This window comes from Kribbella sp. CWNU-51, assembly GCF_054073265.1.
In genome coordinates this window covers 189015-206495 of the sequence record NZ_JBSXMZ010000039.1, presented here as the reverse complement: position 1 = coordinate 206495, position 17481 = coordinate 189015, and the positions used below count along the sequence as shown (strand labels likewise).

At 67.6% G+C, this 17481-nt stretch carries 12 protein-coding genes, 1 tRNA gene and 1 pseudogene; 6 read left to right on the top strand and 8 right to left on the bottom strand.

What is annotated here, in order from left to right:
• Positions 1-5 precede the first annotated feature (5 nt).
• Positions 6-398, bottom strand: coding sequence for a DUF6262 family protein (locus ACXC9Q_RS32380; RefSeq protein WP_457060458.1), 393 nt, complete (start codon positions 396-398; stop codon positions 6-8).
• Complete coding sequence (locus tag ACXC9Q_RS32375) at positions 388-840, bottom strand: hypothetical protein (RefSeq protein ID WP_457060457.1); 453 nt, start codon at positions 838-840, stop codon at positions 388-390. Before ACXC9Q_RS32375 ends, ACXC9Q_RS32380 begins: the two co-directional genes overlap by 11 nt.
• A 153-nt stretch (positions 841-993) precedes the next feature.
• Between ACXC9Q_RS32375 and ACXC9Q_RS32370 the strand changes: the two genes are divergently transcribed.
• Both ACXC9Q_RS32370 and ACXC9Q_RS32365 read left to right on the top strand, forming a co-directional pair.
• Positions 994-1263: a helix-turn-helix domain-containing protein gene (locus tag ACXC9Q_RS32370; RefSeq protein ID WP_457060456.1), complete on the top strand. Its 270-nt coding sequence runs from the start codon at positions 994-996 to the stop codon at positions 1261-1263.
• Between the two features lie 487 nt (positions 1264-1750).
• On the top strand, positions 1751-4591 hold the full coding sequence (locus ACXC9Q_RS32365; protein WP_457060455.1) for a M36 family metallopeptidase: 2841 nt from the start codon (positions 1751-1753) through the stop codon (positions 4589-4591).
• A 186-nt stretch (positions 4592-4777) separates the two neighbouring features.
• Here ACXC9Q_RS32365 and ACXC9Q_RS32360 read toward each other — a convergent pair whose 3' ends face one another.
• The 3 genes and pseudogenes from ACXC9Q_RS32360 to ACXC9Q_RS32350 all read right to left on the bottom strand — a co-directional run bounded on the left by ACXC9Q_RS32360 (position 4778) and on the right by ACXC9Q_RS32350 (position 6399).
• Positions 4778-5860 (bottom strand): tyrosine-type recombinase/integrase, encoded by a 1083-nt coding sequence (locus ACXC9Q_RS32360; RefSeq protein ID WP_457060454.1) that lies wholly within the window; start codon positions 5858-5860, stop codon positions 4778-4780.
• A 55-nt stretch (positions 5861-5915) separates the two neighbouring features.
• Positions 5916-6230 (bottom strand): annotated as a pseudogene (locus ACXC9Q_RS32355) (tyrosine-type recombinase/integrase); the annotation flags it as partial.
• A 92-nt stretch (positions 6231-6322) separates the two neighbouring features.
• A tRNA-Arg gene (locus tag ACXC9Q_RS32350) sits at positions 6323-6399 on the bottom strand.
• 172 nt (positions 6400-6571) lie between these two features.
• Between ACXC9Q_RS32350 and ACXC9Q_RS32345 the strand changes: the two genes are divergently transcribed.
• The 3 genes from ACXC9Q_RS32345 to ACXC9Q_RS32335 all read left to right on the top strand — a co-directional run bounded on the left by ACXC9Q_RS32345 (position 6572) and on the right by ACXC9Q_RS32335 (position 13400).
• A complete protein-coding gene (locus ACXC9Q_RS32345; protein WP_457060453.1) occupies positions 6572-8059 on the top strand; it encodes a PrsW family glutamic-type intramembrane protease in 1488 nt (495 codons plus the stop codon).
• An 89-nt stretch (positions 8060-8148) separates the two neighbouring features.
• The gene (locus ACXC9Q_RS32340) at positions 8149-11724 is read left to right on the top strand and encodes a dynamin family protein (protein WP_457060452.1); all 3576 of its coding nucleotides are present in this window, start codon (positions 8149-8151) and stop codon (positions 11722-11724) included.
• On the top strand, positions 11721-13400 hold the full coding sequence (locus ACXC9Q_RS32335; RefSeq protein WP_457060451.1) for a GTPase: 1680 nt from the start codon (positions 11721-11723) through the stop codon (positions 13398-13400). Before ACXC9Q_RS32340 ends, ACXC9Q_RS32335 begins: the two co-directional genes overlap by 4 nt.
• 68 nt (positions 13401-13468) lie before the next feature.
• Here the strand turns inward: ACXC9Q_RS32335 and ACXC9Q_RS32330 are convergent, their stop codons facing one another.
• Together ACXC9Q_RS32330 and ACXC9Q_RS32325 are read right to left on the bottom strand one after the other, a co-directional pair.
• A complete protein-coding gene (locus ACXC9Q_RS32330; RefSeq protein WP_457060450.1) occupies positions 13469-14086 on the bottom strand; it encodes an SRPBCC family protein in 618 nt (205 codons plus the stop codon).
• 81 nt (positions 14087-14167) lie between these two features.
• Complete coding sequence (locus tag ACXC9Q_RS32325; RefSeq protein WP_457060449.1) at positions 14168-14686, bottom strand: single-stranded DNA-binding protein; 519 nt, start codon at positions 14684-14686, stop codon at positions 14168-14170.
• A gap of 146 nt (positions 14687-14832) precedes the next feature.
• On the opposite strand from ACXC9Q_RS32325, the gene ettA reads away from it, so the two are divergent.
• Entirely contained in the window at positions 14833-16515 is a 1683-nt protein-coding gene (ettA, locus tag ACXC9Q_RS32320) for an energy-dependent translational throttle protein EttA (RefSeq protein WP_457060448.1), read from the top strand.
• Positions 16516-16871: 356 nt separating this feature from the next.
• Here the strand turns inward: ettA and ACXC9Q_RS32315 are convergent, their stop codons facing one another.
• The gene (locus tag ACXC9Q_RS32315) at positions 16872-17333 is read right to left on the bottom strand and encodes a DUF7144 family membrane protein (RefSeq protein WP_457060447.1); all 462 of its coding nucleotides are present in this window, start codon (positions 17331-17333) and stop codon (positions 16872-16874) included.
• Positions 17334-17481 lie beyond the last annotated feature (148 nt).

Here is a 17481-nt window from a genome sequence, read left to right as displayed (position 1 = left end):
GGGTATCAGCCGTTGCTGTGGGGTGCGGGCATGGTGGCCATGCGGAGATCGCCGTGGGCGCGAGCGAGCTGGTCGCGGAGTTTGTGGATTTCCTCGGTCTGCTGGGTGATGCGCTGATGGGCGAGCTCGAGGCGGCGTTGCAGGGACGAGTCGGAGGCGCGCGTGATGGTGGTGCTGTGGGTCGTCTGGTCGGCGGAGCGTTGCCGGAGTTGTTCGAGTAGGTCGGGTTGGGTGTAGAGCCAGGAGCGGGAGACGGCGGCGGCTCGGGCCAAGCCGGCGACGGTGATCGGCTGTCGGGTGGCGATGAGCTGCGTGAGGGCGGCTTCGGCCCTAGTTCGGGCTTGCTCGGTGCGCTGCTGGGTGGCTGCAGCCAGGTAGCTGGTGTTGTCAGCTCGCATCGTCGGCCTCCGCGACGTCGGGTGCCTGGATGGTGTCGATGATGTTTTCGAGGTTCGCGGCGACGCGCTGGTTCATCTCCGCCAGCCGGGTGTTGCCCTTGGTCTGGGCTGTGATGATCAGTTCTTTGGTGGTGCGCAGTTGCGCCAGGTGCTCGGCCAGGAAGTCGGGAGTGGTGATGAACACTGGGCAGGTGAGGCAGGGGGAGAGGGGGCGTGCAGGCCAGCAGCAGAGAAGGTATGCACGCCCGCCAACTATGGGCGGAATGTCTTGAGCACCCCGAACGAGGGTTGCGTTGCCACGTGCAGAACCGAATTGCAGGGTCCGACACACGAGCCAGCTGCCGGATCCCGCGCAGACCATGTGGCGGCGATGCTCCTCGATCCACCTCGCCTCCCACTCGGCGTTCGAGTAGTACTCGTAGGCGACATCGTCCGGACTCATGCCCACTCGACTCCGCGTTTCAACTTCGTCTCTCGAGAGGAGAGCGGATTTTCCATGCCTAGAAGATCTTCAAGCTTTCAGTACATGCTATTAGCTGTAACACAGCGAGATTGGCGAGTCGCCAACGGGAAGAGGATTGTGAACCATGACGCTGTGCCCGCCAAGCCCGATCCGATCGATGCGGTGATCGCGGCCAATGTGCGTGCCATTCGAGCGCGCAGGCAGGAGCGCCAGGCGGACCTCGCGGCTGATCTCGGCTGGTCGCCGCCCGTGGTGGGCGACCTGGAAAATGGGCGCCGGCGAGTGACGATGGCGGACATGATGAAGCTCTGCCGGGTCCTCGAGGTGGACCTCCGCGAGCTGCTGCGCGGCGTGGATGAGGACGATCTGCGCGTTCTGGGCTTCGACCGCCGTCGCCGTTGACCGATTGCCTATCGGTTCAGACACGGAAGATCGCGCCCTGGTCCGCGGCGGTACCCGTCAGTTGAGCGCGCTAGGTGCTGCCTGCTGTTCTGTAAACGGTCGTTTACGGAACAGCCGAGTCGTCGACGTACGCCCTCGCTCTTGCGCCAGCCAGAATCGCCTGACCTGCCGGGCCGTGGCTGTCGGCCGGTGCGGTGATCGCCGAATCGGTCGCTTGATCGCAACACGCGCGACCCGGCGAACGCCGTGGACGCCTGGAACTGAACGGGCGCTTGAATTGAACGAGCGCTGGAACCGATCGGCAAGGGATCCCACCGATCGTTCGCCGCCGCGTCGCGATCCCTTCATCGCGAGGTGAGTGCGGGCATATGGTCCGCCCGAGGGGTCTTTAGGCCCGCGACATCCTCGACGGAGCGTTGCCATGAAAACAACACACAGTGGGAGGGGGCTCCTGGCCATCGGCGCGGTGACGACCACCGTTCTCGCCATGACCATGGGTTCAGGCGCCAATGCCGCCAGCTTGCCGGCCAAGGCTGATCCGGACGCACCAGCCGTCCAGGCCGAACCGAGCCAACGAGAAGCGAAGGGCTTCTACGACGCACGCACGCCGAGCGCGCGTACGACGTACGCACAGGCCGCCAAGACTATGGCCAAGGAAGGCGCTGCCACGGAGAAGTTCCGCGACTCGCTGGGACTGCAGGGCATCGTCTCGGTGGACCCGGCCACCGGTACGCCGAAGCAGGTGGCCAAGCTGAATGGGTTCCTCACCGGACCGAGCAGCAAGCCGCCGGCCCGGATCGTGCTCGACTACATCCGGGCGCATCCGGAGATCTTCAGACTGTCCGAGAACGACCTGCGGACGCTGCGCCTGCGCAGGGACTATCGCGACGTCGAGGGGTCCGACCACCTGTCCTGGGAGCAGTGGGTGAACGGCGTCCCGCTCTTCGGCAACGGCATCGTCGGGCACGTCACCAAGCGCGGTGAGCTGGTTGCCATCATGGGTTCGCCGGTGCCGGGTCTGGCCGGGCTCGCCGCCCGCGCGAGTGCCACCTCGGTGTCCGCGGACGGCGCCCGTACGGCGGCTGCCAAGGACGTCGGCGGCAAGGCGGCCGCGACCGATTCGAGCATCGTCGCCGACGGCAAGCGGTGGGGCAACGGCGACTATGCCAAGCGGGTCTGGTTCTACACACCGAGCAGGTTACGCGCGGGCTGGGCGACGTACACCCAGGCCGGCGGCACGCTGATCTACAGTCACGTGATCGACGCGTCGACCGGCAGCGTCCTGTATCGCCGGCCGCTGGTCGACCACGCTAATGGCGACGGCCTGGTGACGGACTACTACCCCGGCGCGGCCAAGGGCGGCACCCAGCGGAAGGTCAACTTCTTCAAGGCCGGCTACCTGCAGAAGGGCGCGCAGACGCTCCAGGACGGTACGTCGGTCTATGCGTTCGCCGACGTCAACGACGACGACCTGGCCAACACCGGTGAGACCGTCAAGGTGCCCGGCACGAAGACCACCGCGCAGTACCGGCTGGTGCCGTTCGCCAGCAACCCGCAGTGCTCGGCTGCCTTCGTCTGTACCTGGGATCCGGCGACGGCGAACTCCTGGCGGACGAACCTGAACCAGGACGTGACCCAGGCGTTCTACCTGGCCAGCAACTTCCACGATTACCTGCAGCGGTCACCGATCGGGTTCACCCCGGCAGCGGGGAACTTCGAGGCCAAGGGCAGTGACCCGGTGCTGCTGAACGCGATCGACGGCGCGAACACCGCGAGCGGCCTGCCCGACGCCGGCCACGTCGACAACGCGAACATGAACACTCCCCCGGACGGCACCCCGCCGACCATGCAGATGTACCTGTTCCACGACCCGGCCGACCCCAGTGACCCGTTCGTGCCGACCAGTTCGGCGAACGACGCGAGCATTCTCTACCACGAGTACACCCACGGCCTGTCCAACCGGCTCGTGGTCGATGCCTCCGGCAACTCCACGCTGAACAGCATCCAGGCCCGCGGCATGGGCGAGGGCTGGAGCGACTTCTACGCGATGGACAACCTGGTCACCACCGGCTTCCAGCCGGACAGCGGCCGGACCGACGGCGAGGTCCGGGAGGGCACGTACACGGTCGCCGGTGGCCTGTTCCGCAAGGAGGCGATGGACTGCAGGGTCGGGTCGACCGCCTCGAACTGTGTCGCGCTCGACGGCACACCGGGCGGTTACACGTTCGCGGACTTCCCGAACCTGGGCTTGCGTGGACCGGAAGTGCACGACATCGGCGAGTTCTGGGCGCAGGTGCTGTGGGATGTCCGCGAGCGTTTCGGTCACACCAGGACGACGTCGCTGGTGACGCGGGCGATGGAGCTGTCTCCGCCCGACCCGTCGCTGCTGGACATGCGCAACGCGATCCTGCAGGCCGACCAGGTCGTCAACCGCGGCAAGGACACTGACGCGCTCTGGCGGGTCTTCGCGACCCGCGGCATGGGCTGGTTCGCCGGCGTCGTCGACGCCGCCGACACGGCCCCGGCCGAGGACTTCCACGTGCCACCGACCGGTGCCGGGGTCACCCTCCAGGGCACGGTCACGGACAAGCTCACCGGCGCGCCGCTAGCCAACTTGCTGGTGTTCATCGCCGGACACGACTCCGGCTACTCCGGCGACTACGCCGACGTAACCGATGCCCAGGGCAAGTACTCGATCGACGGCGTGCTGCCGGGAACATATCCGAAGCTGGTTGTGGCCGGTGGCTCGTACGAGGTCCTGAACCAGTCCGTGACGGTCGCGCCCGGTGGCTCGACGGTCAACTTCGCACCACGCCGTGACTGGGCGGCCGCTGCCGGTGGAGGCTCGATCACGAGCTTCAACGGCCCGGACTTCGCGCCGGCCTGTACGCCGCCGTACGCGATCGATCTGTCCCAGGGCACCGGCTGGGGCAGCACCACTGGCGACGACCAGGGCACGCCGACGAACGTACCGATCCCGAAGTTCATCGTGGTGGCGATGCCGTCGACGGTGAACATCAGTACCTTCGCGGTCGACCCGTCGCCCACCTGCGGCGATCCGGGCAGCGCGTCCACCGGCGGCTTCCGGATCGAGACGTCCGCTGATGGTACGACCTGGGCCACTGCGGCCGAGGGCACCTTCGGCGCGGCCAACCGCGGCCGGTACAACGAGGTCACGCCGACCGCCAACACCGCCGGCGTGAAGTTCGTCAAGTTCTGGATGCTCAGCCCGCAGGTCCCGGACATCACCAACAACTGCCCGAACGGCCCATTCGCCGGCTGCCAGTTCATGGACATGATGGAACTGGAGGTCTTCGGCACGCAGTAGTCACCGCTCCGGGCCGGGAACCTCGAGTTCCCGGCCCCGCAGCGCGGGTCGGGCGGCGCGGGCGAATTACCTGCAGCTAGTTCGGCTGACAACGAGCCCGATGAGCGACCCGACGGCCCGGAACGCTGGCGACTTCCACCGCTGGGAGCGCCCGCCAGCGGTACGGGGTGCTGTGGGCAACAGCCGCTATGTCGCTGGTGTAGGAACAGCGATCACCATGGGTCTCTTGCCGGAAACGACGCGAAGAATCCCCTCGTCACGCAGCTGATGGACTGCGCGGCTGACTGTGCCGGTGGCAACCTTGTACTTCACCCGGATGTCTTCGTTCATCGGCAGAGACGACCCAACGGGGTAGGTGCCATCGGCAATTGCTTTGCGGAGATCGTGGGCGATGATCTCGTGCGGCCAGCGTGGTGTCATCTCTGGTCGCGGGATGAGGTTAGAGATGGTGTCAGCTGCGGCACCGTAGGTGGCTTCTTGCCATGCCACGCAGAACCGAAGAGTGGTCGCGCCGCTCTGGTGCCCAAGGCGACCCGAGACCGTCTTGAGGTCGACTCCGCCGGTTAGGAGCTCAGTTGCCGAGTAGTGCCTTAGCGCGTGGAACCTGGTGCTGCGCAGCTTGTTACGAATCGCGAGCCGCCGATACCGCTGGGTCACAGTGTCTGGCCTGATGGGTCCGGCATGGTCGGGTGTTAACGAGAAGACGAAGGCATCGCGGGCCATCTTCGTGCCGAGCTCCGTGCACTGAGTTTCGGTCGCGAGTCGATGCGCTCGTAGCAGGCCGATCGTGTACGGGTCGAGCGTCAGTCGGCGTTCCTTGTCGCCCTTCGGCCGCTTCTCCTTCAGGCCAGTTGGGCTCTGGTTGCTGCGGGTCACAGAGCGTTCGAGAGCGATCTTCTTGCGGTCTAGGTCTACGTCCGACCATCGCACGGCGCATAGCTCACCGCGCCGGCAGCCGGTGACCATGACGAGCCACAGCAGCAGGCCCCAGTCCGGGTCTCGCCAGGCTTCGTTGAGGATTGCCGCGACTTCCTCGGCGGATGGTGGATCTGGCGTGCTCTTCTTTGCTCGTGGGGGTGAGGCGAGCTCGGCAGCGTTGACAGCGAAGTATGTCCAGCGAACGCCGCGGTCGAGTGACCCTCGCAGGATCGCGTGAATCTGCCGACGATCTCCTTCTGCCGGATCGCGTCGGTTCGAACGGAACTGTTCGAGAGCGGCTCGCACTCGTGCGTTGTTCGACTCTTCTGGCCGTCGCAGAGCTTCCGGCATGTGCGCAGCCTGGCATAGAAGTCTCGAGTAGCTCGGCATCGAGCTTTGCGGCTTGCATCGAGCCGAAGACCGGATCGATGTAGTTCTTGACCAGGCCTACGTATGTCTTACGTGTGCTCTCCTCGTGTTCTTGGACCTCGAACCACCTGTCGATGAGCTGGCTGACGGTGATCCCGCTGCGGGGCTGCCGTTGTTCGTCCACCTGGTGGAGGAGCTTGGTCAGCTCGACCTGTGCTTGCTTCTCTGTCTCGCATGTTTTCTTGAGGTACCGCTTCTTGCCAGTCAGTGCATCTCGGCCGGCGTACACGACGGCTCTGAAGCTGGTGCCGTGGTTCTCGATGTGGCCTCGCTGCCCCGCTCGAACCGCCATAAGAGCGGAGTGTAGAGCGCCGGGATTCCCAGCTGGATTCCCAAGAGCCCGGCTCGTATATCACTCTCAGGGCATATTGCCAGATCACAGCGTGGCGCCCCCGGCAGGACTCGAACCTGCGACCAACGGATTAGAAGTCCGACGCTCTATCCAGCTGAGCTACGGGGGCACACGGCACGGAAGAGTCTCTCAGATGGGCGGGCGATCGCGCCTCTGGGTTCCTGGGTATGTCGCGGCGACGAGCGGCGTACGAGGCGAAAAATACAGGGTTGTCGTTCCATCCCGGTAACGCTGAGTGGGTGGTTCTGCCGCGGGATGGGCTCCCCAACTAGGCTTCGGGCATGAGTTACCCCTCACCAGGCCCGGCCGGCTCGCCGCAACCCGCGGCGGGGTCGGCGTACTCGCCCGGCGGTCCCTACCCGCAGCCGAACGTGCGCGGCACCCACCCGATCCCGGGTCAGCGGCGGAACCAGGGCATCCTGATCGGCATCGTGGTCGCGGTGGTGTTCGCGATCGCGGGCCTGGTGATCTTCGGCATCGTGGCCAAGTCGACCGGCGCGGGCGGCTTCACCTGGGGGCTGGTGTTCGCGTTCGTCCCCGTCATCCCGGTGATCGCGCTGTATCTGTGGCTGGACCGTTACGAGCCGGAGCCGACCAAGTACATCCTGTTCGCGCTGTGCTGGGGCGCCTTCATCGCCACCCTGGTCGCGATCTTCATCAACACCGAGGTGTCGCACCGGCTGGCCGAGACCGGCGTCGGCGGCGACCGGTCGGCTGTGTTCGTCGCGCCGCCGGTGGAGGAGTTCGCCAAGGGATCCGTGATCCTGCTGCTCGCGCTCGTACGGCGCAAGGAGTTCGACGGCATCATCGACGGCCTCGTGTACGCCGGGATGGTCGGCGTCGGGTTCGCCTTCACCGAGAACATCCTCTACTACGGGCGCATCTTCAACACGCTGTCCGAGGAGTCCGGCAGCGACGCGGGCCTGCGCGGCGCGTTCGTGCTGTTCGTGATCCGCGGGCTGATCTCGCCGTTCGCCCATCCACTCTTCACATCGTTCACCGCGATCGGGATCGGCGTCGCGATCCGGAGCCGAAGTACGGCGGTCCGTTTCCTCGCGCCGATCGTCGGGTACCTGGCCGCGGTGCTGGCCCATGGACTCTGGAACGGCGGTGCCAGCTGGGCCGGGGGTGGCGGTTTCATCACCGTCTACCTGTTCCTGATGGTGCCGATCTTCATCGGCATGGTCGTGTTCGCCCTGGTGATGCGGTCCCGGGAGGGACAGATGATCGCGTCCCGGCTGTACGACTATGTGCGGTTCGGCTGGCTGGTTCCACAGGACGTACCGCTGATCGCGACACTGCGCGGGCGCAAGGCGCTCCGGCAGAATGCGAAACGGTACGGTCCGCAGGCCGAAGCGGCCGCGAAGGCGTTCCAGCAGAACGCGACCGAGCTGGCCTACCTGCGGGACAAGATCGTCCGGCAGGTGATCGGCCCGGACGCGCTGGAGACCGAGAAGCAGCTGCTCGACGAGCTGCGCGAACGCCGCCCGAGCGTGCCGTTCCCGCCGATGCCGGCGTTCGCCCAGGCGGCGCCGCAGTTCCAGGGCCCGCCCGGGGGACCGGGTGGACCTCTGCCTGGCAGGCCGGTGCCGGGTGGGCCGTATCCCGGTGCTGGGCAGCCGGCTCCGCAGGGTGGGTATCCTCCGGCTCAGCCGGGGTATCCCTCGGGGCAACCCGGTTACCCAGCGGGCCAACCTGGTTACCCACCGGGACCCACTGGTCAGCAAGGACCGCGGGGAGGATACGGTCCGTATCCACCATCGCAGTGACTGCCACCCGTCCACGCCGCCAAACGGGAACACGATGACTTTGCTTCTGCGCTGTCCGACCGGGCACTCTGTGCTCGTGGGCGGACGCCGTGGCTGACATCAGGTCAGCAGCTGGTGAAGGTTCGGAGCCGCGGGTTCCGAACCAGGATCAGCCTGCCCAGGAGCTGGCGAACCTGATCGCCCAGTCGAGCGCGCAGTCCGATGCCAAAGGCAAAGGCTTCTGGCGCCGCCGTCGCCGCAAGTCCGCCACCCCACCCGAACCCCCCAACACGCCGGACTCGACAGCCAAGCCGGCGGCGGCCGACCCCACCCCTGACGCTGCCGTGAAGCAGCCCGAGGCACGGTCTGAATCCGCCGCCAAGGCCAGTACGCCGGAAGCCGAGAAGCCCGCCTCCGACGAGACGCCCGCCCGAACCACCGACGAGCCGACTTCAGCCGCTGACGCGCAGGCCCCAGCCACCGACGACCCGGCACCCGAGCCAGCCGACGACCAGTCGTCCGAGGCCGCCAATAAGACGGCATCCGAGGCGGCTGGCGGCGACTCCTCCGAGGCAGCCGACGGCCTGTCGTCCGAAGCGGCCGGCAAGGTGCCAGCCGAGGGAGTTGACGGCCAGGTGTCCGAGGCAGCCGACAGCGCGGGGTCTGAGGCGGTCAACGAGCAGCAGCCGAAGGCAGCTGACGAGCCGGCGTCGGATGCGGCCGACGCGACGCGTGCCGAGGAAGCCGCCGCACCTGCCGCCAGGTCGACCGACGGCCCACCCGCCGCACCTGCACGCCCCAGGGTCGGCGTCATCTACGAGCCGGACGAGTCCCCGGACGGCTTCCCCCTCGAATACGGCAACATCATCGTCGGCCTCCCCAAACCCGAGAAGTCAGACGAGTCCACCGAGGCAACCCCCGAAAATCCCGCCACCGACGCAGCCGAGACGTCCCCCGGGCACTCCGCGGAAGACGCCGACGAGCAGTCCTCGAACGAGCCTGCGGGAGACGGCCCGGCCGCCGACTCGGACGGCACCTCCTCGGAGCCGTCCACAGAAGACACCCCAGCCGCGGAGAAGGCGCCCGCGAGCGAACAGCCCGCCGAGGAGTCTTCCGAGAGCGCGCCGACCGCCGAGGCCGACGCGGACGCCGCGGAGGAGTCCACTGGGACCCCGGCGGAGACGCCGGGGGCAGGCGATGGAGTTTCCGGCGCCGGCGACGCTGCCGAGGCTGTAGCTGAGGCCTCCAACGAGGCTGCCGACCCTGCATCCGAGGATGCCAACCCTGCAGCCGAGGATGCCGGCGAGGTGGACGCGGCTGAGGCTGAGGGCTCTGACGTGGCCGGTGGTACCGCTCAGGCTGAGGGTGCCAAGTCCGCACCAAAGAAGAACAAGAAGCGTGCGGCGGCGGCAGAGGCCGACGCTGCCGCTGAGAATGGTGCGGCAGCTCAGAAGGAGTCCGCCGGGACTGCTGCCGACACGGCTGCCGGCGGTCAGGCTGCTCGCGAGGCTGTCGCCCGCGGGGCCGAAGGCTCGAGCGAGGCTGCCGACGCCGTGGCGGAGGGTTCGAGCGAGGGTGTGGGCGCCGCAACTGAAGGCTCGGGCGAGGCTGCTGCGGCCGAGAAGTCGGGCGGGGCTGGGGACGCTGCGGCTGAGGACGCGGGTGAAGGCTCCGGTGACGAGCAGGCTGAGGATTCGCCTGCCCAGCGGGCTGAAGCTGGCGAGACTGCGTCTCCGGGGGACGCAGAGAGCTCGTCGGCAGCTGAGGACGCCGAGGGTGCCTCGGAGGTAGCTGCGGCTGACGGCGCCGAGGCTGCGGAGCGTGGCCAGGCTAAGGCCGGCGACAGCGCCGAGGAGGCTGGAGGACCTGCGGTGGAAGACGCTGCGGCGGCAGAGGGCGCGGACAAGGCTTCGGACGGTGGTCAGGGTGAGGAAGTTCGGGAGCTGACTGCGGAGGAGTTGGCTGAGCGGTTGGCGGCTGAGCAGGCTGCTATGGCTTTGATTACGGCGTTGATGAAGTTGCGGGGTGCGCTGGCTGGTAGTCAGTTGCCGTTGGATGTGGTGGGGGCTGACGAGGCTCGGCAGCAGCAGAAGGTGATGTTGGATCAGCTGGATGACTACCTGCTGCCTCGGCTGGTGCAGCTGGAAGCGCCGGTGCTGGCGGTGGTTGGCGGCTCGACCGGAGCGGGGAAGTCGACGCTGGTCAACACTGTCATTGGGAAGGTTGTCAGCGAGCCGGGTGTGTTGCGGCCGACTACGCGATCGCCGGTGTTGATTCATCACCCGGCCGATGCGGACTGGTTCGTGGGTGACCGGGTGCTGCCGGGGATGGCGCGGACGAGTTCCGAGAGTCCGGGTGGGACTGAGGATGCGGGCCAGCTGCGGTTGGTTGCCGCTGACACCGTTCCGCGAGGGTTGGCGATCCTGGATGCGCCTGACATCGACTCGGTCGTCGAGGCGAACCGTGATCTCGCCACCCAGTTGCTCGCGGCGGCCGACCTCTGGCTGTTCGTGACCACGGCCGCCCGGTACTCCGACGCGGTCCCGTGGGACTTCCTCCAGAGTGCGTCGGACCGCAGTACCGCGATCGCCGTCGTCCTCGACCGGGCTCCCGGGGAGACGATCGACGACATCACCGGGCACCTCGCACAGATGCTGCTCGAGCGCGGGCTCGGCGACTCGCCGCTGTTCTCGATCCAGGAGACAGTTGTCGACGGCAACGGGATGTTGCCGGCCGAGACCGTTGCCTCGATCAAGGACTGGCTGATCGACCTGGCCGCCGACGCGGAGGCCCGGGCAGCCGTTGTCCGCCGTACCCTGCAGGGCGCGGTCAGCGCGATGGTGAAGACGACGCCGCCGTTCGCGGCCGCGGTCCGGGCTCAGGCCGACACCGCGATCGAACTGCGGTCGACGGCCGAGTCGGCGTACGACCAGGCTGTCAAGGACATCGCAAAGGCCACGCAGGACGGAACGCTGTTGCGGGGCGAGGTGCTCGCCCGGTGGCAGGAGTTCGTCGGCACGGGCGAACTGCTGAAGGGCTTGCAGACCAACGTCGGCCGGATGCGCGACAAGGTGAAGAAGTCACTCGTCAACCAGCCGGCGCAGACCCGCGACGTCAGCGACGCGATCGAGTCCGGCCTGGAGTCGCTGCTGCGCGAGCAGGCGGCGGACGCTGCCGAACGGGCCGAGAAGGCCTGGCAGGCGAGTGCAGCCGGACGCCAATTGCTCGCCACCGGAGGCCCCGAGCTTGGCGCGCTGTCCGAGGACTTCCCGGCCGCGGCCGGCCGCACGGTCCGCGAGTGGCAGGCCTATGTGCTCGACCTGGTCCGCAAGGAAGGCGCCGACAAGCGGTCGACCGCCCGCATCCTGGAGTACGGCGTGAACGGCCTGGGACTCTCGCTGATGGTGGTGATCTTCGCCAGCGGTACGGGCATCCCGAAGGCGGCCGAGGCAAGCGCCGGCGCCGGAAGTGCGGTCGTCGGGCAGAAGTTGCTGGAGGCTGTCTTCGGCGACACGTCCGTGCGTACCCTGGTCGACAAGGCGCGTGAAGACCTTGACGGTAAGGTTCATGCCCTGATGGATGCCGAATTCGCCCGCTATCTGGCTGTCCTTGACCAGCATCCGGTCGACCCCGAGACGGCCAGGCAACTGACGGAGGCCGCGCGCGCGGTGGAGGACTGCACGTGACGGAAACGGTGGATACGGTCGAAACCCCGGTGCGGGGTGCGACTGATGTCCTGAAGAAGATCGACGCCCTCGAGGCGGCCGCGAAGGCCGGCCAGGGCCGGTTGGATCCGGTGGTGCTCACCGAGGCCACACAGATCGTGGATCGGGCCGGGCAGCGCTTGCGGATGTCCGGCGAGCTGACGCTGGTCGCGCTGGCAGGCGCGACGGGCTCCGGCAAGTCGTCGCTGTTCAACGCGTTGACCGGGCTCGACCTGGCCGCGATCGGCACGCGCCGGCCGACCAGCTCGATGCCGCTCGCGTGTGTGTGGGGCGAGGAGCCGGCCGGGGAAGTGCTGAACTGGCTGGGCATCCCGCGCCGGCACCAGGTGCAGCATCGCAGCTCCTTGGAGGAGGCGCAGTCCGAGGATCTGGACGGGCTGATCTTGCTGGACCTCCCCGACCACGACTCGACCGAGGTCGAGCATCGCCTGATCGTCGACCGGCTCGTGGAGCTGGTCGACCTGCTCGTGTGGGTGGTGGATCCGCAGAAGTACGCCGATGCCGCGCTGCACAACCGGTACATCAAGCCGTTCGCCTCGCATTCCGGGGTCATGGTGTTCGCGCTGAACCACATCGACAAACTGACACCGGACCAGCAGAAGAGCTGTCTCAACGACCTCGACCGGCTGCTCAAGTCGGACGGCCTCAAGTCGCCGACGGTCGTCGCGACCTCCGCTGTCAGCGGTGACGGGCTGGACGAGGTGCGGGCCCTGCTGGTCAAGCGGGTCAGCAACAAACGCTCCGCCCGCGAACGCCTCTCCGCCGACGTCGACCGGGTCGCGGACCGGATGGCGAGCCAGTGCGGTAACGCCAAGACCCCGGAGATCGCCCAGAGCGACATCACCGAGCTCGTCGAAGCGTTGTCCGACGCGAGCGGTCTCCCGGTCGTGGTCGACGCCGTACGACGTTCGTACCTGCAGCGCGCCCGGGCGGCGACGGGATGGCCGGTCACCAAGTGGCTCGGACGATTCCGGCCCGATCCGTTGCGGCGGCTGCACGTCGACCAGGTCTCGCGCCAGCAGGGCAAGGCGTTGCGCAAGTCCGCGTCGAACGAGGTCGCGATCGCCCGCTCTTCGTTGCCTGCGGCAACTCCTGTGCAGCGGGCCCGGATGGACACCGCCGTACGCACGATCACCACCAAGGCCGCGGAAGGGCTGTCGCGTCCGTGGGCCGACTCGGTGCGGACGGCGATCCGCCGCCGGGAGGAGTCGCTCGGCGACGAGCTCGACCAGGCGGTTGCGCGGACCGACCTCGGTGCGACCAACAACCCCGGCTGGTGGGGCGCTGCTCGCTTCGTCCAGTGGCTGCTCTTCCTGATCATGCTTGGCGGCGGCCTGTGGCTCGCCGCGCTGCTCGTGGCCCGGATCGCAGGCTTGGACGACCCGCCGCTGCCGGAATGGAACGGGATCCCGTACGCCTGGATCATGCTCGTCGGCGGTGCTGTCCTCGGACTCGCGCTCTCCTTCGTCTGCCGCCTCTTCGCGGCCAGTGGAGCCGTCCGCCGCTCTCGCCTGGTGGGTAAGGCGCTGCGCACGGAGCTCGAGAAAGTTGCCGAAAGCCACGTTGTAGCCCCCGCCCGCGAGGAGCTGGACGCCTACACCACCTGCCGCGACAACCTCGCCACCGCTCGTCAGTAGCCGCCGCCCGATGCGAAGCGCGTGCCGCGAGATGCCCGGGCGCGCGCTCGGGAGACCAAGCGGGTAGGTCAGACCTCGGTGCCTGGGGAGAACTGGGCCATGGAGATCTTGGCGGCTTCGGCGAGGTCTGCCTCGGAGGTAGTCCCCGAGGAGCGGACGGCTTCGATCCAGGCGCGGACCGACTGCTCGTTGAACCTGACGACCTCGGGGGAGTCGGCCATCTCGACCGGGTTGGTGCCCTCCGGGAGGTCGCCGGAGACGTACAGCGCGAGGGCGAGGAAGCCGCCGTCCCAGCCGGGGCCGACCCAGAGCGCGCCGGAACCGCCGGGAGCCGGTGGCTCGCCCATCGAGTGCTCGAGCTCCAGCTCGGTCGAAGCCCCCGAGCCTGGCAGCAACCGCAGCTCGAGGAGACTCGTCGGACCGCCGAAGGTGACTTTGAAGCGCTTGGGCGGCTCGCACTCCAGGATCTCGCCGCCGGCGTTGTCCTGGAGCTGGAAGGTGCCGCCGACCTTGAAGTCGCCGGTGACCGGCCAGAACCAGCGGCGCATCCGCTCGGGATCCGTGAGCGCGTCCCACAGCTCCTCCGGCTCGGCCTGGTACGAGCGGCGCACCCGCACGGTCACCGTCTCCCCGGTGCGGCTGACCTCGCGCTGGACGGCGTTGATGTGCTCGAGGATGTCGATCACGGGTGGTTCCCTCTCGTCGTGGGCTGGTCGGCTGGGGCCTAGAATGCCGGGCGAGGCTTATATAAGTCAATACTGAGATAGTCATGCCGCCGCCGCTTCCGGTGCCTCGGTGTCTGTGGTGAGGGGCAGCGCGGTCGCGGAGTACTCATCGGCCGGGTACGGCGAGGCGGGTGCCTCGGCCGGCCCCGCGGACGGGACTGCCGCGAGCTCGCCGGGAGCCGAGCCGGAGCGAGGTGAGCTCTTGGTGAACGTGGTCGTGCCTCGGCTCAGATCGTGACCGAGGGAGAACGCCTCGAGGACGACCCGGCTGCGTGGCTCGCCGGCATCGTCGGTCCATTCGTGCGTGCGCAGCCGGCCGGTGACGATGACGGGCTGCCCGACACGCACCGATTCGAAGGCGTTCTGGGCCAGGTTGCGCCAGCACTCGACGCTGAACCAGGTCGTCGGTTTGTAGACGTACGTATTGAGGGCGCGGTCGAACTGTCGTGGCGTGGAACCCATCCGGAACGTCGCGTGCGGCACCTGCCCACCGATCTCCTTGAAGTCCGGGTCACTGCCGACCCAGCCCTGCACCGTCACGTAGGTCTCGCTGAGGCTCATGATCGTCGCCATTCCTTTGGTCGCGAATCCGCTGTCACCGGAGAAGATGCACGCCTGGAGAGGCCTTCCGCCGGATCGATTCCTGATCTGTGGACAACCGAGAGGGCCGATTGGGACAGGTGGGTCCGAGCACATAGGCTCTGGGTATGGCGGAATTCATCTACACGCTTCGCAACGTCCGGAAGGCGCACGGCGACAAGGTCGTTCTCGACAACGTCACCTTGAACTTCCTGACCGGCGCGAAGATCGGCGTGGTCGGGCCGAACGGCACCGGTAAGTCCTCGCTGTTCAAGATCATGGCGGGGCTCGATCAGCCCTCCAACGGTGAGGCCCGGCTGGCCGAGGGCGCGACGGTCGGGATCCTGCTGCAGGAGCCGCCGCTGACCGAGGGCAAGACGGTCCTGGAGAACGTCGAGGAAGGCGTCGGCGACACCAAGCAGAAGCTGAACCGCTTCAACGAGGTCACCGCCGAGCTGGCCGACCCGGACGCGGACTACGACGCGCTGCTGGCCGAGATGGGTGACCTGCAGACCGAGCTCGACCACCGCAACGCCTGGGACGTCGACGCTCAGCTGGAGCAGGCGATGGACGCGCTGCGGTGCCCGCCGGCCGACGCGCTCGTCGACAAGCTGTCCGGTGGTGAGCGCCGCCGGGTCGCGCTGTGCAAGCTGCTGCTGCAGCAGCCCGACCTGCTGCTGCTCGACGAGCCCACCAACCACCTGGACGCGGAGTCCGTGATGTGGCTCGAGCAGCACCTGCAGAAGTACCCGGGCGCCGTCCTGGCGATCACCCACGACCGGTACTTCCTGGACAACGTGGCCGAGTGGATCCTGGAGATGGATCGCGGGAAGACCTACGGGTACGAGGGGAACTACTCGAAGTACCTGGAGACGAAGCAGGAGCGGCTCGTCGTCGAAGGCCGCAAGGACGCCAAGCGGCAGAAGATCCTGGAGCGCGAGCTCGAGTGGGTCCGGTCGAACGCGAAAGGCCGGCAATCCAAGAGCAAGGCGCGCCTGCAGCGGTACGAGGAGCTCGCGGCCGAGGCGGAGCGCGCCAAGAAGCTGGACATCGACGAGATCAACATCCCGCCGGGTCCGCGCCTGGGCAGCACGGTGCTCGAGGTCAGCAAGCTGGAGAAGGGCTTCGGCGGCCGCAAGCTGATCGACGGCCTGAGCTTCTCGCTGCCGCGGGCCGGCATCGTCGGCGTCGTCGGTCCGAACGGTGTCGGCAAGTCGACGCTGTTCCGGATGATCGTCGGCGAGGAGACGCCGGACGCGGGCACGCTCAAGCTCGGCGACACCGTCAAGGTCTCGTACGTCGACCAGTCGCGCGGCGGCCTGGACCCGAGGAAGACCGTCTGGCAGCAGGTGTCGGACGAGCTCGATTACATCAAGGTCGCCAACTTCGAGATGCCGAGCCGCGCGTACGTCGCCTCGTTCGGATTCAAGGGCCCGGACCAGCAGAAGCCGACCGGCGTACTGTCCGGCGGTGAGCGCAACCGGCTGAACCTGGCGCTGACGCTGAAGATGGGCGGCAACTTGCTGCTCCTCGACGAGCCGACCAACGACCTGGACGTGGAGACCTTGCAGTCGCTCGAGGACGCGCTGCTGGAGTTCCCCGGCTGTGCGGTGGTCGTGTCCCACGACCGGTGGTTCCTGGACCGCGTGGCGACGCACATCCTGGCCTGGGAGGGCACCGAGCAGGACCCGGCCAAGTGGTTCTGGTTCGAGGGCAACTTCGCGTCGTACGAGGCGAACAAGGTCGAGCGGCTGGGGCCGGAGGCGGCCCGTCCGCACCGGGTCACCTACCGCAAGCTCACCCGCGACTGACCCCGGAGACGCAGCGGGAGCCCACGCAGGCATCAGCCGGCGTGGGCTCACGCATCCTGCTGAGACGCACTCAGCTGACACTCACCGAGCCCGCTCTCACACGGCCGACTCTCACGCACCCGGGGTGAGTGAATGGCTCTACGGTCGGGGCACGCTGCCTCTGACCACCCGCGTTCGAGGAGGGTGGCGAGTTCAAACCCGAACTCATTCAGTCCAACCTGTCGAACGAGCAGGAGGCGGTGCTGCGCGAGATGATCGCCAGCTGAGACTCCTGGACTCGACTCCGGCAGCCGGCCTCACGCCTGACGGGTGAGGCCGAGCTGCCGGTCGAGGTTGATGGCGGCGTTCCTACTCGCTCAGTTTGCCGAGGTGGCTCGGTGCCCGGCTGCCTTCGGGGCACTCGTCGGTACCTCGTCCATCCCGAGGCTCTCTCGTGCGTCGCTCCAGCGCGCGGTGAGCGCGAAGAGGATGACGATGTCCAGCGCGATCATCAGCAACGACCAGACGGGGTACGCGCCCAGCCACGCAATCTGGATGATGAGGTGCAGCGAGACCAGGATGATCGAGGTGATCCGGGCCCAGGTCTGCGCCATCAGCAGTCCGGCGCCGGCGCCGATCATCAGCAGGCCGGCGATCAGAAGCGTCCAGCCCAACCCGGTCACGTCGACGATGACCAGCTTGTTCGGCGTCAGCGCTAGCCGTTCGTCGTCGACGAGCGCGACGATCCCCTGGAAGACGTTGATCAGCCCGGTGACCAGAAGTATCGTGCCGGCGAACAGGACCCAGCCCGCCCAAGCCCCACTTCCCTTTGCAGCCATCTGCTACTCCCTTTCTCGCTGCACAAGCCGCCACCGGTCCGGCAGCGGCGTACGCAACTGATCTCACCTCGTCACGGAGCGGAGCGCCTCACCCCACAGGGGTGAGGACGCAGCGTGATCACGGGAGGTCGCCAGGTGGTTGCCGCGG